This is a genomic window from Arthrobacter subterraneus, from assembly GCF_900099735.1.
Lineage (GTDB): Bacteria > Actinomycetota > Actinomycetes > Actinomycetales > Micrococcaceae > Arthrobacter_D > Arthrobacter_D subterraneus.
In genome coordinates, this window is the sequence record NZ_FNDT01000011.1 from 57,379 (window position 1) to 72,934 (window position 15,556).

Below are 15,556 nucleotides of genomic sequence, written 5' to 3' on the forward strand. Positions count from 1 at the left end.
CGCACAAGTAACAATGGTAGGGCGTCCGCATTCTGGACGGCTGGGCACGCAGACAGAATGTCAACCCGCTGCCGTGTTTCCGGCAGAATGTTGGACGAACTGTCTCGGTGCGTCGAAAAAACGGACGGATTGTCCTGAATGTGAACCGGTTACGCGTGAAGGCGTTTAGCCGGTTGCCCGGATAGTGGACGGCTGTCCGGTTAGCCGACGACGCCGTACAGACGATCTCCGGCATCGCCCAGACCGGGGACGATGTAGGCGTTCTCATTCAACTTTTCGTCGATGGACGCGAGGACGATGGTGACGTTGGCACCCTCGAGTTCCTGCCTCAGTGCCTCCAGGCCCTCGGGCGCCGCCAGCAGGCAGATGCAGGTGACGTCGGCCGCGCCCCGGCGGAACAGGAACTTGATTGCCTCGCGGAGCGTGCCGCCGGTGGCGAGCATGGGGTCAAGGACAAACACCTGCCGGCCGGTGAGGTCGTCCGGCAGCCGCTCGGCGTAGGTAATGGCTTCGAGCGTCTCCTCGTTGCGGGCCATGCCGAGGAAACCCACTTCCGCGGTGGGGACCAGGCGGGTCATGCCTTCGAGCATGCCCAGCCCTGCACGGAGGATGGGAACCACGAGCGGCGTCGGCTTCACCAGGCCGGTTCCGACGGCGGTGGTCACCGGGGTCTCGATGTGGACCGGTTCAACGCGCACGTCCCGGGTTGCCTCATAGGCCAGCAGAGTCACCAGTTCCTCCGTCAGCAACCGGAACACCGGGGACGGAGTGTTCTTGTCCCTCAGGACTGTGAGTTTGTGGGACACCAGGGGATGGTCGACAACCAGAACGCGCATTGCTCAAAAGTATCATTGGCACATGCCAGCCCAGCCTGCCCCTGCACAGCGCGATCATGCCGCGTGGATGGAGCTGGCGCTGCAGGCTGCCCAGCGGGCAGGTGAGACGGCAGACGTGCCGATCGGCGCCGTCGTCGTCGGTCCTCACGGCGAGGTGCTCGGCACCGGCTGGAATGAACGTGAGGCCACCGGAGATCCCACCGCGCATGCGGAGGTGCTCGCGCTCCGGCGGGCTGCGGCGGCATTGGGGTCCTGGCGGCTGGACGGCTGCACCCTGGTGGTGACGCTTGAGCCGTGTTCGATGTGCGCGGGCGCCAGTGTGCTCGCTCGTATTCCCCGCGTGGTCTTCGGGGCTTGGGATGAGAAGGCGGGGGCCGCCGGTTCCGTGTTCGACGTTCTGCGCGAACGCCGGCTGAACCACTGGACCGAAGTGTTCCCCGGGGTTCTTGAGGACGAGTGCGCTGCGCTGTTGCGGGATTTCTTCGCGGAGCGCAGGGCCTGACCCCTGGTTCCGGAGGCAGGATGCCGCATGGGGTGCACTTGAGGCATGTGCCCACCGAGTTGCGGGACTCAGTGGGAAGACGCTGTGCGAGCCCACCAGGTCAGCCGTCTCCTTGGGCTAAATTGGTGAGACATTCTGCCACGAGTTCGAGGAACTTGTCGGGGCTGTGCACGAGCAACGGGTAAGTGACCCGCAGGACGGAGATTCCCCTGACCGTGTATACGTTCCAGCGCCGCCGATCCTCCTCGAAGTCGGTCCGGGCACTGTGATATTCCTTTCCGTCAACTTCGATACCGAGAACCCCGTCGACCATGAGGTCAAGCCGCCCGGCACCCGGAACAAAGACCTGCGACTGGGTGATGTATCCGACGCGGCGCAGGTGATACCGAGAGACAGTCTCGACGATGGACTGCGCATGCGGATCAATCATCCTCACAATGCGCCGCAGGGACTTGTCACGCTGCCCGCCCAGGTTCTCAAGGAGGAAGCTTTGGCGGATGAGTCCCTTCACAACTGCCGACTCGACAATGCATAGGGCGTCAAGTTCGGGAAGGCAGCGCAGACACTGGATACAGATTTCCAGCATGCCGGGCTTTCCAGCCGCGCGGTGCACCCGGAAATGATCGCCAAGAGGGCGTCCGTGGTCCGTGCTCACGTGGACGCGTCCAGGCTGGCGCAGCACCCAGAGACCGCGAGCCTCCGCAGCGCTGATGCATGCCAGATGCGCTCTCGCTGTGCATGCAGCGAGGATGGCGGGGTCGGCGTCGGGAAGGGCGAGGACCCCTCGCACGGGAACGGAGACCGCACCGAAAGCTACGGCCTTGCGCAGTTTCGATTCGCGTACGCCAGCAGCCAGAAGGTCCTTCCGCCGCGCTGCTCCGCCGAGCGTAGTCAGCGCTTCCTTCACATCCATGGGGAGAGTGTGTCGCGACAGGAATGTGGATGGAGCTCGCAGTGGGCTGAATGTGGATAAATGGCGGACGTTTGGACTGCTCTGCAGGAGAAGTGCTGCGCGGCCTCGTCACCGCTGCCCGCCGGGTCGCTCGACTCTGTGGGCTGACGCAGCGCAGGCCCACCAGGTTGCCCAACTCAGCGGGCACCCGTGGTCCGTCAGGGTACAGGCTGCCCGTTTTGGGCGTGCGGTACCTCAGCCGGTAAAGTGGCACCGTTGGTGACGTGTCCGAGCGGCCGAAGGTGCAACACTCGAAATGTTGTTTGGTGTAAAAGCCAACGTGGGTTCAAATCCCACCGTCACCGCCAGCTGAAACCCCTGATTCCTTTCCTACGCGGAGGGAATCAGGGGTTTCGTTTTGTCCAGAGGGTAACCGCGTCAGCGCTCGGTGTCTGCCGCAGCAGCCTTCCTGGCGTCCTTCTCGGCGCGCAGGGCCTCGGCGTCGTGCTGTTCCTCGGCCTTCTCCTGGTGGATGGCCTCGGCCAGGAGCTTCTCCATCTCCTTGGCCACGCCTGCGGCTGACGCCGGGTTCTGCCCGGTCACCAGCCGGTCGTCGACCACCACCTTCTCCGCGAAGACGTCCGCCGAGAGGTGGGTGGCACCCTGTTCCTCAAGCCGGTCCGCCAGGAAGAACGGGATGACTTTGTCCTTCCCTGCGGCGACCTCCTCGTCGTTGGTGAAGGCAGCCACCTCCCGGCCCTCGACGAGGCGGAACCCGTTGTCCAGTTCCACGTTCAACAGGCCCGCAGGTCCATGACAGACCGCGCCCACCACGCCGCCTGAGTTGTAGACGCTGGCGACCAGGCGCTGCAACCCTTCGCTGTCCGGGAAATCCCACATGGTGCCGTGGCCGCCTACGAGGTAGACGGCGTCGTACTGGTCGGGATCAACCACGTCGACGCGGGCTGTGTTGTAGAGGCCTGCACGCGTGACCTCGTCCTGAGTGAAGGCGACCTGAATGGGGTCATCCGAATCCACCTCGTCCCGCGGGGGCTGGCCGCCCTGGATGGACGCGAAGTCGACGAAGTGCCCGGAATCCTTGAAGACCTTCCAGGGATGCGCGGCCTCAGCCACGTTGTAGCCGGTCTTCTCGCCCGTGTCGCCGAGCTCGGAAACGCTGGTCAGTACCATCAGGATTTTCTTCATGAAGTGCTCCTTGTTGTCCGGGCTTCCACCCTACGCCCAGCGGATTCCGGCGTCTCCCGTAGCGTTGGAGGCATGGCATTACGCGCGCTGGCCGTCGGCCGGAAACATGAGTCCTGGGTGGCCGAGGGCATCGCCCGCTACGAGAAGCGGCTCAAGAAGCCCTTTGACCTGTCCTGGCAGCTCATTCCGCACTCGGCCCGCGAGGGCGACGCCGCCCGGGACGAGGAGTCCGCGCGCCTCCTCGAACGGCTCGGCGGGAAGAACGCCGCCGACTACGTGATCCTGCTCGATGAACGCGGAAAAGCCGTGGACTCCCCCACCCTCGCCGCCCGGCTCCAACAGCCGCTCGACAGCTCCCGCAACATCACCCTGATCATCGGCGGGGCGTACGGAGTCAACCCCGAAGTCCACCAGCGTGCCGACTTCATCTGGTCTCTCTCGCCGCTGGTCTTCCCGCACCAGCTGGTCCGGCTCATCCTGGCTGAACAGGTCTACCGGTCCCAGGAAATTGCAGGGCGCCGTCCCTACCATCACGAGTAGGCATTCAACCGAGCCGGAGGGTCACAGGCAGCGAATAGAGTAGGACCACAGGATTCCTCTACGGGCGGTAGAACAGGAGCGGAAGGAGGCCGGGTGACCAGGAACAACGAGCGGATGATGCGCGCAACGGTGACCGCCGGCGTCGTCTTCCTGCTGGCTGCCGGTGCGCACATCGCCGGAGGGGCTGCCCTTCCGGATCCGCTCATCCTCGGCACGCTCGCCGTAACCACTGTGCTGGCAACCACCGTCCTGTCGCGGAGAAAGCTGTCGCTTCCGTCCGTGCTCGGCGTCCTCGGCGCCGGCCAGGTCCTCCTCCATGAAGCCTTTTCAACACTGACGACGACGGCGGCATGCGTTTCCTCCTCCCGTGACCACTTCGGTCCGCAGCAGGTCCACTGCGCTCCGGCGGGTGGCATGGAGCACGCGCACGCCTCCTCGCTGCTGGACAACCCCCTGATGTTTGCGGCGCATGCCGGCGCCGTCGTCGCCACCGCCCTGATGCTCTATTACGGGGAGACCGCACTGGAACTGGCGGCGCAGTGGCTTCGGCCGCTGGTGGCCCTGCCGCGGCTGGTTGTGTTCCCGCCGCCCGCGGACCTTCCGGTCTTTCCCGACGCCCCCGTCCGCAGCTACCTCGAGCCGCTCCTCACTGTCAGGCCGCTGCGCGGTCCACCCCTGGCTACCTCTCTCTAGTCCCACCGGCGCTTTCCGGCGCCCTCCCCCTTTTAGCCGTCTCCGGGACGGCATTCCTTGAGAGGTAACACCATGAAGACTTCAGTTCGCCGTACCCTGACCGCCGCCGCCGCAACCACCGCCCTGATGGGGCTCGGGCTCGCGGGTGCCGCTGCGCACGTCACCATCAAGCCCGACACCACCGCCGCGGGCGCCCACGCACTGCTCACCGTCGGGTTCTCCCACGACTGCGAGGGCTCGCCCACCAATAAGCTGACCATCTCGCTGCCGGAACCGCTGGTGGACGCCAAACCGGAAATCGTTCCGGGCTGGACGGTTGAGAAAGTCACCGAAACACTCGATGAACCGCTGACCCTGGACAACGGAAGCAGCGTCACCGAGCGCGTCGGGCAGATCGTGTACACAGCCGAGACACCGGTGGAGGATGGCTATCTCCAGCAGTTCGATATCTCGGTCCAGCTTCCGGACAGAGAGGGAGAAACCCTGGCGTTCCCGGTCCTGCAGGGCTGTGTGGAGGGCGAGACCGACTGGGCCCAGATCCCCGCCGAGGGCGAGGACCCCCACAGTCTCGACGCTCCCGCGCCGACCATCACGCTGACCGGGGCGGAGGAGCACGGGCACTCCGAAGACGAGGAGCCGGCCGCCGAAGGGCAGCCGGCCGAGGCCGCTGACCTTGAAAGCGCGTCGGCTGCGAGCGATGACTCCTCCGGCGCGGCGACCGCCGGGTACGTGGGGCTGGGTGCCGGCGTGCTTGGCCTCATCGCGGGCGTCGCGGCGCTGCTGCGCACCCGGACAGCCAGGGGATAGCGCCATAACAATCCCTGCGTCAATCGGCACCGCGCCGCCGGGGCTGATTGACGCAGGGTGTCTTCCCCAGCAGGGTGGTTTTATGACCACTCGCGCATCCGTGCCCCGCCTGCTTGCTGCCGCCGCAACCCTTGGGGCTCTCGCCCTGTCCGGATGCGGCGCCGGTGATCCGGCCGCAGAAGAGACCAGTCCGGCACCGTCGGCGAGCGCCGGACAGACCACTGCCGAGGCCGAGCCCACGCCCGAGGACTCGGAATCAGCGTCCGCCGAGCCCAGCGAGAGCAGCGAACCCTCTCCGTCCGAGTCCGCCTCGGAATCTCCGGAGGCGAGCCCGACGGCGGCCGCTGCGGACGGCGTGTGCACCTCCGACATGCTGAGCGCCGTCCTCGAAACAGAGATGGGCGGCGGCGCGGCGGGCAGCGTGTACCGGCAGATCATCTTCACCAACACGGCAGACGAACAGTGCGAGATCACCGGTTACCCGGGCGTCTCCTATGTGGACGCCGCGGGCAACCAGGTGGGGGCGCCCGCCGACCGGGAGCCGGCGCAGTCCTCCGAAGTGGTCTTGGCGCCGGGCGAGTCAGCGGTTGCGCCGGTCAAGCAGACCAACGCCCAGAACTACGGCGCGGACTGCCTGCTGACGGACACCGTGGGGCTGCGCGTGTATCCGCCGAATGACACCGCCTCGCTGATCGTCGACCAGACGGGCACCGCCTGCGCGTCCGAGGACATCGTGCTGATGACGGTGGCTCCCACCAAGCCGCTCTCCCCCTAGCACCGCCGCCGACGCACCGCGCTGCGCGCTCCTTTCCAGCTGACAGAATGTCGGAGGGGTAGGAGATGATGATGCGATGACATCGGTGCTTGAGAAATTCACGCCCGCCACACGCCAGTGGTTCGCGGGCGCCTTCTCCGCACCCACTCCTGCCCAGGAGGGCGCATGGAACGCGGTGTCCGCCGGGTCCCACGCGCTCGTGGTCGCGCCCACCGGTTCCGGTAAAACCCTCGCGGCGTTCCTGTGGGCGCTGGACAGCTTCATTGCCCGTCCGGTCGAGGGCAAGCGGTCCACCCGGGTCCTCTACATCTCACCGCTCAAGGCCCTTGGCGTTGACGTGGAACGCAACCTGCGCGCGCCGCTGATCGGCATCACGCAGACCGCCAAGCGGCTGGAGCTGCCTGCGCCGTCCGTCACCGTAGGCGTACGCTCCGGGGACACCCCGCAGGCCGAGCGCCGCGCCCTCCTCACCCGGCCGCCGGACATTCTGATCACCACGCCGGAGTCCCTCTTCCTGATGCTCACCTCCCGGGCACGGGAAACCCTGACGGACCTGGACACGGTCATCATCGACGAGGTCCACGCCGTGGCCGGAACCAAGCGGGGTGCGCACCTGGCGGTGTCGCTCGCCCGTCTGGACGCGATGCTGGACAAACCGGTGCAGCGCATCGGACTCTCGGCAACCGTTGAACCGAAGGAAACAGTGGCCCGTTTCCTCGCCGGGAACGCGCCGGTGGAGATTGTGGCCCCACCCTCAAAGAAGTCGTGGGACCTCACGGTCACCGTCCCCGTGGAAGACATGACGGAGCTGGGCGGCGCACCCACTAACGACGACGACGACGGCGGCCCCACTCCCTCGCCCAGTATCTGGCCGCACGTCGAGGAGAAGATCGTCGACCTGATCGAGACCAAGCGGTCAACGATCGTCTTCGCGAACTCCCGCCGCCTGGCTGAACGGCTCACCGCCCGCCTGAATGAAATCCACGCCGAACGGCTGGAGGCCGCATCCTTCTGGGATGCGCCCGGCGAGGCCCCAGCTCCGTCCGGCACACCGGAGCCGAAGCGCCCTCCGGCGGAACTGATGGCCCAGGCGGGGCAGACCGAAGGCGCCGAGCCGCTGCTGGCCCGCGCCCACCACGGGTCCGTTTCCAAGGACCAGCGCGCCTTGATCGAGGATGACCTGAAGTCCGGCCGGCTGCGCTGTGTAGTGGCGACGTCGTCGTTGGAACTGGGCATCGACATGGGCGCGGTGGATCTGGTGATCCAGGTGGAATCGCCGCACTCCGTGGCCAGCGGGCTGCAGCGGGTCGGCCGGGCCGGCCACCAGGTCGGGGAAGTCTCCGAGGGGGTGCTCTTCCCGAAGCACCGCGGCGATCTGCTGAACACCGCCGTCACGGTCGAGCGGATGCTGGCCGGTCAGATCGAGCCGCTCTACATTCCCACCAATCCGCTGGACATCCTGGCCCAGCAGACGGTCGCGGCCACCGCGCTGGAAACCATCGACGTCGAGGAGTGGTTCGACGTCGTGCGCAGGTCCGCCCCGTTTGCAACTCTCCCGCGCTCCGCCTTCGATGCCACCCTGGACCTTCTCGCGGGACGGTACCCGTCGGACGAGTTCGCCGAGCTGCGGCCCCGCATCATCTGGGACCGGGTGGAAGGCACCATCACGGGCCGGCCCGGCGCACAACGGCTGGCCGTCACCTCGGGCGGCACCATCCCCGACCGCGGGCTGTTCGGTGTCTACCTCGTCGGATCCGAAGATGCCGGCTCCAACCGCGGCGGCCGGCGGGTCGGTGAGCTGGACGAGGAAATGGTCTACGAGTCACGCGTGGGTGACGTCTTCGCCCTCGGCGCCACCAGCTGGCGGATCGAGGACATCACCCATGACCGGGTGCTGGTCTCCCCCGCCTTCGGGCAGCCCGGCAAGCTGCCGTTCTGGAAGGGCGACTCGCTCGGCCGGCCCGTGGAGCTCGGGCGGGCGCTCGGAAGGTTTGTCCGTGAACTCTCCAACGCCTCGGACGAAGACGCCGCAGCCCGTTGCCGTGCCAGCGGGCTGGACGAGTGGGCGGCCGGCAACCTCCTGACCTACCTGCGCGAGCAGCAGCAGTCCACGGAGGTGGTGCCGAGCGACCGCACCCTGGTGGTGGAACGCTTCCATGATGAGCTCGGTGACTGGCGGGTTGTCCTGCACAGCCCGTTCGGTATGCCCGTGCATGCGCCCTGGGCGCTCGCCGTCGGCGCCCGCCTTGAGCAGCGGTACGGCATGGACGGCTCGGCGATGGCCTCGGATGACGGCATTGTGCTGCGCGTGCCGCTCATGGAGGACGAGCCGCCCGGCGCGGACCTGTTCCTCTTCGACGCGGATGAGCTGGACGGGATTGTCACCGCGCAGGTGGGCGGGTCGGCGCTCTTCGCGTCCCGCTTCCGTGAGTGCGCGGCGCGGGCGCTGCTGCTGCCGCGCCATAACCCGTCAAAGCGCAGCCCGCTGTGGCAGCAGCGGCAGCGCTCGGCCCAGCTGCTGGACGTGGCGCGGAAATTCCCCACCTTCCCGATCATCCTTGAGACGGTGCGCGAGTGCCTGCAGGACGTCTACGATCTCCCCGCACTGAAGGACATCGCGGGGCAGATCGACCGCCGCGAACTGAGGATCGTCGAGACCACCACGTCCCAGCCCTCGCCGTTCGCCCGCACCATGCTGTTCGGGTACGTGGCGTCCTTCCTCTACGAGGGCGACTCCCCGCTGGCCGAGCGCCGCGCGGCCGCACTGTCCCTTGACCCCACCCTCTTGAACGAGCTGCTGGGCCGGGCGGAACTGCGTGAACTGCTCGACGCCGGTGTCATCACCGACACTGAAAACGAGCTCCAGCGCCTGGCCCCCGACAGGAAAGTGCGGGGGCTGGAGGGAGTCGCGGACCTGCTCCGACTGCTCGGCCCCCTCACGTCCGCCGAGATCGCCGAGCGCTCCGAGGAACCCGGAAGCACCGTCGAACACGTCAACGCACTGGTCGCGGCCAACCGGGCGCTGCGCGTCAACATCGCCGGCGCCGAGCGCATCGCTGCGGTGGAAGACGCCGCCCGGCTGCGCGACGCCCTTGGGGTGCCGCTGCCCATGGGCGTTCCCCTGGCCTTCATTGAACCGGTGCCGGACCCCCTCGGCGACCTGGTGGGACGTTATGCCCGCACCCACGGGCCCTTCACCGCGGTAGAAGCCGCCGCGAGGCTGGGACTGGGTGTCGCCGTCGTCGTGACCGCCCTGCAGCGGCTTTCCGCGGACGGCCGGGTGGTGGAAGGCGAGTTCCGGCCAACGGCGGCCTCGCCCGGACATGAGGCCGCGGCCAGTGAATGGTGTGACGCCGAGGTCCTCCGGCGGCTCCGGCGCAGGTCACTCGCGGCGCTCCGGCACGAGGTGGAGCCGGTGGATCCGGCCGCGTATGGGCGGTTCCTGCCGGCGTGGCAGCACGTCGGTTCCGGGCTGCGCGGGCTCGACGGGGTGGCCACCGTCATCGACCAGCTGTCGGGCGTGCCGATTCCCGCCTCCGCGTGGGAGCCGCTCATCCTGCGCACACGGGTCTCCAACTACAGCCCGGCCATGCTGGATGAGCTGGCCGCGACGGGCGAGGTGGTGTGGTCCGGCGCCGGGTCGCTCCCCGGCAACGACGGCTGGATTTCACTCCACCTCGCCGAGAATGCGCCGCTCACGCTGCGGCCGGACCCGGAATTCGAGGCCACGCCCCTGCAGCAGGAACTCCTGGAGCTCCTCGCCGGCGGGGGTGCGTACTTCTTCCGCCAGCTGGTCCAGGGGCTGACCAACGGGGACCAGCCGGCCGATCAGACGGTGACAGCGGCGCTGTGGGATCTCGTCTGGGCCGGACGGATCGGGAATGACACGTTCACCCCGGTGCGGTCCCTGCTCGCCAGCGGGAAAACCGCCCACAAGCAGCGCACCCCCACCCCGCGGGCACGGACAGCGCGGATGGGACGGTTGGGCAGGGCGCCCTCCCTGACCGGCGGCAGCCTGCGCTCGGCGGGACTGGCGGGCGGGAACGACGGCGGCACCGGCTACCAGCGCAGCACTCCTCCACAGGTGGCCGGCCGGTGGTCCCTCCTTCCCGCCACTGAGGGAGACGCCACCATCTCCGCGCACGCCACCGCCGAGTTGCTTCTGGACCGTTACGGCGTCCTCACCCGCGGCTCCGTGGCGAGCGAGGGCATCCCAGGCGGTTTCGGGCTCATGTACAAAATGCTGTCCCGCCTCGAGGAGATGGGGCGCTGCCGCCGCGGGTATTTCATCGAGCACCTCGGCGCCGCACAGTTCGCCGTGCCGGCCACTGTGGACCGGCTCCGCTCCTTCAGTGCCGACGCCCGCCCGGACGCGTCCGTGGCGAAGCAGCCCACCGCCGTCGCGCTCGCCGCCACCGACCCGGCAAACCCGTTCGGCGCCGCACTGGGCTGGCCGCCGCATGACGGCGGGCACCGGCCGGGCCGCAAGGCGGGCGCCCTGGTGGTGCTCGTGGACGGCCTGCTGGCACTGTACGTCGAGCGCGGCGGAAAGACCATGCTCACGTACACCGAAGATCCGGACTCCCTGACCGCCGCCGCGGCGGCACTGGTCACCGCGATCCGCCAGGGCGCGGCGGACAAGATGGCGGTTGAGAAGATCAACGGGGAGTCCGCGCTCGATTCCCCGGCCGGCAGGGCGCTCGCCGACGCCGGCTTCTACAGCACGCCGCGGGGGTTGAGGATCCGTGCCTGAGGGGGATACCGTCTGGCGGGCCGCTCGGGACCTGGACAAGGCTTTGCACGGCAGGGAGCTCACCCGCTGCGACATCCGCGTGCCGCGCTTCGCCACGGTGGATTTCACCGGGCGGACGGTGAAGGACGTCGTCGCGCGCGGAAAGCACCTGCTCATCAGGGTGGAGGATGAGTGGAGCATCCACTCGCACCTGAAGATGGAAGGTCTCTGGCACGTCTACCCCAAAGGCGGGAAGTGGCGCCGCCCGGCGTTCAAGGCCCGCTGCATCCTGGAAACCGGGGCCTCCACCGTGGTCGGTTTTGAGCTCGGGTTCCTGCGCGTCATCCCGCAGGACCAGGAACATGACGCCGTGGGCTACCTCGGTCCCGACCTTCTGGGACCGGACTGGGACCCCGAGGAGGCGCTGCGCCGGCTGCGCTCTGACCCGGGCCGCCCCATCGGCCTGGCGCTGCTTGACCAGCGGAACCTCGCAGGGATCGGTAACGTTTACCGGTGCGAGCTGTGTTTCCTCGCCGGTGAGCACCCGCTCACTCCGGTGGGGGACGTGCGGAACCTCCCGCGGATGGTGGAGCTTGCGCACCGGCTGCTCGAGGTGAACAAGGACCGTTCCACGCGGGTCACCACCGGTTCCCTGCTGCGGGACCCCCTGTGGGTGTACGGGAGAACCGACCGCGGGTGCCTGCGCTGCGGAACCCGGGTGGTCCGCAGCGAGATCGGGGACAACGAGCTTGAGCAGCGGGTGCTCTATCATTGCCCGCACTGCCAGCCCGCGCGGGTCCCCGCGTGACCTTGCGGCGCGGCCCAGCAACCCTGTCCGAACGAACCGAACCGACCACCCAGTCCGAACCGACCGCCTACCGAGGGAGACCATGAGCTGGCTCAGCGCACTCCCCGGCTTCCTCGTTGCGCTGGCGGTACTGCTGGGTCCGGGCCTGCTCTGGGGAGCGATCTTCGGGCTGCGGCGCCTGACACTGCTCGCCCTGGCGGGCCCGTTGAGCGTGACCGCCGTCGTTCTGGCTGCGGAGAGCGCGTCGCTGGCCGGGGTGCAGTGGTCGCTCGTCCCCCTGCTGGGGGTGACCGCCGCCGTGGGGCTGGTTCTCTGGCTGGTCCGCCGGCGCTTCGACGACGCGCTCGCCACGGACCCGGGCCGTCCGCTGCGTCGGACGCTGCCCGCGTGGGCCGTCGCCGCCGTCCCGATCGGCCTGATCACCCTGTGGATCTTCGGCGAACCGGAGAACATCGCCCACTCACACGACAACGTCTTCCACCTCAACGCCATCCGCTACATCGCCGAGACCGGCAACGCGTCCTCCGCGGAACTGGGGTACCTCGGCACCCGCGCCCCCACCTTCTACCCGGCGGGCTGGCACGCGCTGGTCTCGCTGGTTCTGCTCTCCTCCGGCCTGTCCATCCCGGCGGCAATCAACGTGGTGAACCTCGCCATCATCCTGACGCTCTGGTGCGTCGGCTGCCTGTTCCTGGTCACCCGCGTGACCGGCGAGCGCCGCGCGGCCCTGCTCAGCGCCGCCGTGCTGTCCGGCGCGTACAGCAGCTTCCCCTACCTCCTCTACGAGTTCGGGGTGGTCTACCCCTTCATGCTCTCGATCGCTATGCTGCCCGCCATGCTTGCTCTGGTGATCCAGTTGCTGCGCGTCGGCGCACCCCTGCGCACGACGACGGCGGCGAACCTCCTGCTGCTGCTCGGCGTGGTCCCGGGGCTGGCGCTGGCGCACCCGGCGTCGCTGGTCGGTGCGCTGGGCCTCAGCGTCCCGATGGTTGTTGCTGCCGCGTACGCCAGGCTGCGCCGCGGCAGCTGGCCCGCCTGGCGCACGCTGGTCCCGGTGGGAGTGTTCCTGCTGGTTCTTGCCGCGGCGTGGATGCTGCTGCGGCCGTCGCGTGGCAGCTCGGACAACTGGGATGAGCTGGGCGACGCCGGGTGGGCGCTGCTCGCGGTGGTTCTCCACTCGCCGCTGTTCCGGCCCGTGGCCGTCCTGGCTGCGGCGCTTACCCTGGTGGGTGCCGTCGTCGTCCTCCGCCGCCGGCGGCACCGGTGGACGCTGGGGTTGTACGGGCTCGCCGCCATGCTCTTTGTGGTGGCGAACTGGAAGGAGGCGCCGGACCTGCGGTGGGTGGTGGCCGGGGTCTGGTACAACGACTACTTCAGGATCAGCGCCATGCTGCCGGTGGCCGGGATCATCGTGGCCTCGCTGGGGGCGGTGGCGTTGGTCGACGCCGGAGCCCGGCATCCGGCAGTGCTGTCCTTCCTGCGGGGCGGGAGCGGAAAGCGGGCGGGTGCCGCCGTCGTCGTCCTGGTTCTGCTGGGTGTTGCGCTGGCACCGCTGGGCGCGGTACAGCGCGGTGTTGCGGAAGCCGCCGCGAAATACCGGTTCACCGAGAACTCGCAACTGCTGACCAATGATGAGCTGGCCCTCATCCAGCGGCTGCCGGAGACTGTGGAGGAGGGCGCCGTGGTGGTCGGGGTGCCGTTGACCGGGGCGTCGCTGTCCTACGCCTACACGGGCATCCCCACCCTGCTGCCGTACGGAACCGTGCCGTCCACTGTTGCCGGGAAAACGGTCTACGAGTCCCTCGATGAGCTCACCACCAACCCGGAGGTCTGCCCCGCCGTGGAGAAACTGGGCGTGCGGTACGTGCTCGATTTCGGCACCGGCTCCGTACACCCGGGAGAAACGGAAGTTGTGCCGGGGCTGCAGGACCTGACCCGGGAGAACGGTTTCGAACGGGTGGACAGCGAGGGAACCGCCGCGCTGTACCGGATCACGGGTTGCTGAGAACCTGCTGCGGCCGGCTCCCGGCTACCCTTGATGGGTGATGCAATCCCCGCTCCCGGTCCGCAACGGCGTTAACGCCACGCGGCTGCGCCTGCCCGCCGAGGGCCCGTGGAGCACTGCGCTCGAGTACATCCTGGACCGCTGGGACCATGTGGATCCGGACGGGATCGCGGAGCGCTTCGACCGCGGGGAAGTGGTTGCCCTGAATGGTGAGCGGCTCACCCGGGACACCCCGCTCACTGCGCACACCTTTGTCTGGTACTACCGCGAGCTGCCGGTGGAGAAGCGACTTCCCGTGGAACTGAGCATCCTCCACCAGGACGAGAACCTGCTGGTGGTGGACAAGCCGCACTTCCTGCCCACCACTCCCGGCGGGATGTACGTCGCGGAGTCGGCGCTGGTGCGGCTTCGGGTGCAGCTTGACCTGCCGGACCTCATCCCCATGCACCGGCTCGACCGGATGACGGCGGGAATCCTCATGTTCTCGACGAATCCGGCCACGCGCGGCGCCTACCAGCTCCTGTTCGAGAACCGCCGTATCCGCAAGGAATACGAGGCCGCCGCGCCCATCGACCCTGCCCTGGAACTCGACGTCCAGCCGCGGACGGTCCACAGCAGGATCGTGAAGTCCCGCGACTACCTCCTCGCGCAGGAGGTACCCGGGGAACCGAACGCGGAAACCCGGATCGAGTTGCTGGAGGAACGTGGCGGTGTGGGCCGCTACCGGCTCCAGCCGCACACCGGGAAGACGCACCAGCTGCGGCTGCATATGGCGGGGCTGGGCCTCGGAATCGTGAATGACCCGTTCTATCCCGTGCTGCTTCCCCAGCAGCCGGATGACTACACGAAGCCGCTGCAGCTTCTGGCGCGGCACATCGAGTTCGTGGATCCGGTCTCCTCCCGGCCGTCGTCGTTCACCAGCGGACTGGAACTGTCCGCGCTCGCCTGATGCCACCCGGGAGCAGCCCGGTCACGAACAGGTGATGCGCTGTAGATTGGATCAGGTGGACCTGTCGACGCTCGCTGAGTGGTCCGTGATGATCCATCCGGTCACGCTGCTCGTGGTTATCGCTGACGTTTTTGTGCCCATCATGCCCTCAGAGTTCCTGGTGATCGCCTCAGGGTCGCTGGCCTCGGAGGGAACGGTGCTGCTGCCGGTTTCCCTGCTCACCGCCGCGGCCGGCAGCCTGCTCGGGGACATTGCCCTCTACATGCTGTTCCAGCGGCGGCTGACCCACTGGCTGGACCGGTTCCGCTGGGGACGCACCGTCCACCTCGGAATCCGCAATGCCGTGGAAAAGGCGGGAAAGTCGCCCACCTACGCCGGCCTGGTTGCGCTCCGGTTCCTTCCGGGCGGGCGCACCGCCGGCATCGCGGCCGCCGGGATCGCCGAACTCGCCTTCCGCCCCTTCGTGGGTTTCGCGGCCCTCGGGGGTGTGCTGTGGGCGTGCTGGCTGGTTGGTCTGGGCTACGTTTCCGACGTCACGACGGGCTTCCCGATGTGGGCCAGTGCACTCCTGGGAATGGGTGTGGGTACTCTGGTGGGACTGATCATTGCAGCGTTCTTCGCGCTGAAGCAGCGCCGGGAGGTCCGAAAGACACATGAGCATGCCGACCCCGTCCAACCACCGGCTGCCCCAACCACCTCCCGTGCCGCCGCGGAAGACCCCGGAAACGCACCCCAATCCCCCTCAACAGAGCGGGACGGAGAGCGTCCTTGACCGGCTGAGAGCCGCGCGTCCCAAGCCGGCAGCTCCAAC

At 68.2% G+C, this 15,556-nt stretch carries 13 protein-coding genes and 1 tRNA gene; 11 read left to right on the forward strand and 3 right to left on the reverse strand.

What is annotated here, in order from left to right; translation table 11 throughout:
* Positions 1-200: 200 nt before the first annotated feature.
* Entirely contained in the window at positions 201-836 is a 636-nt protein-coding gene (upp, locus tag BLS52_RS12275; protein WP_090587072.1) for a uracil phosphoribosyltransferase, read from the reverse strand.
* Positions 837-858: 22 nt separating this feature from the next.
* On the opposite strand from upp, the gene tadA reads away from it, so the two are divergent.
* Complete coding sequence (gene tadA, locus BLS52_RS12280; protein ID WP_090587073.1) at positions 859-1,338, forward strand: tRNA adenosine(34) deaminase TadA; 480 nt, start codon at positions 859-861, stop codon at positions 1,336-1,338.
* Between the two features lie 100 nt (positions 1,339-1,438).
* Here the strand turns inward: tadA and BLS52_RS12285 are convergent, their stop codons facing one another.
* Positions 1,439-2,251: a hypothetical protein gene (locus BLS52_RS12285; RefSeq protein ID WP_139186265.1), complete on the reverse strand. Its 813-nt coding sequence runs from the start codon at positions 2,249-2,251 to the stop codon at positions 1,439-1,441.
* Between the two features lie 257 nt (positions 2,252-2,508).
* On the opposite strand from BLS52_RS12285, the gene BLS52_RS12290 reads away from it, so the two are divergent.
* Positions 2,509-2,598, forward strand: a tRNA-Ser gene (locus BLS52_RS12290).
* Between the two features lie 70 nt (positions 2,599-2,668).
* Here the strand turns inward: BLS52_RS12290 and BLS52_RS12295 are convergent.
* Complete coding sequence (locus BLS52_RS12295) at positions 2,669-3,436, reverse strand: type 1 glutamine amidotransferase domain-containing protein (RefSeq protein ID WP_090587076.1); 768 nt, start codon at positions 3,434-3,436, stop codon at positions 2,669-2,671.
* A gap of 72 nt (positions 3,437-3,508) precedes the next feature.
* On the opposite strand from BLS52_RS12295, the gene BLS52_RS12300 reads away from it, so the two are divergent.
* From BLS52_RS12300 to BLS52_RS12340, 9 genes are all read left to right on the forward strand, one after another.
* Complete coding sequence (locus tag BLS52_RS12300; RefSeq protein ID WP_026544326.1) at positions 3,509-3,976, forward strand: 23S rRNA (pseudouridine(1915)-N(3))-methyltransferase RlmH; 468 nt, start codon at positions 3,509-3,511, stop codon at positions 3,974-3,976.
* A 93-nt stretch (positions 3,977-4,069) separates the two neighbouring features.
* A complete protein-coding gene (locus BLS52_RS12305) occupies positions 4,070-4,669 on the forward strand; it encodes a hypothetical protein (protein WP_090587078.1) in 600 nt (199 codons plus the stop codon).
* Positions 4,670-4,741: 72 nt separating this feature from the next.
* Positions 4,742-5,476, forward strand: coding sequence for a YcnI family copper-binding membrane protein (locus BLS52_RS12310; protein ID WP_090587080.1), 735 nt, complete (start codon positions 4,742-4,744; stop codon positions 5,474-5,476).
* Positions 5,477-5,558: 82 nt separating this feature from the next.
* On the forward strand, positions 5,559-6,251 hold the full coding sequence (locus BLS52_RS12315; protein ID WP_175460160.1) for a DUF4232 domain-containing protein: 693 nt from the start codon (positions 5,559-5,561) through the stop codon (positions 6,249-6,251).
* A 76-nt stretch (positions 6,252-6,327) separates the two neighbouring features.
* Positions 6,328-11,004: an ATP-dependent helicase gene (locus BLS52_RS12320; protein WP_090587083.1), complete on the forward strand. Its 4,677-nt coding sequence runs from the start codon at positions 6,328-6,330 to the stop codon at positions 11,002-11,004.
* Positions 10,997-11,791 (forward strand): Fpg/Nei family DNA glycosylase, encoded by a 795-nt coding sequence (locus BLS52_RS12325; protein WP_090587085.1) that lies wholly within the window; start codon positions 10,997-10,999, stop codon positions 11,789-11,791. The genes BLS52_RS12320 and BLS52_RS12325 overlap by 8 nt, the downstream gene beginning before the upstream one ends.
* A gap of 82 nt (positions 11,792-11,873) precedes the next feature.
* Positions 11,874-13,796 carry a DUF6541 family protein gene (locus BLS52_RS12330; RefSeq protein WP_090587086.1) on the forward strand — a complete coding sequence of 641 codons (1,923 nt, stop codon included), beginning with the start codon at positions 11,874-11,876 and terminating at the stop codon, positions 13,794-13,796.
* A 40-nt stretch (positions 13,797-13,836) separates the two neighbouring features.
* Positions 13,837-14,745, forward strand: a complete 909-nt coding sequence (locus BLS52_RS12335) for an RluA family pseudouridine synthase (RefSeq protein WP_035778027.1) — start codon at positions 13,837-13,839, stop codon at positions 14,743-14,745.
* 55 nt (positions 14,746-14,800) lie between these two features.
* Positions 14,801-15,517, forward strand: coding sequence for a DedA family protein (locus BLS52_RS12340; RefSeq protein WP_245702845.1), 717 nt, complete (start codon positions 14,801-14,803; stop codon positions 15,515-15,517).
* The last annotated feature ends 39 nt before the right edge of the window (positions 15,518-15,556 follow it).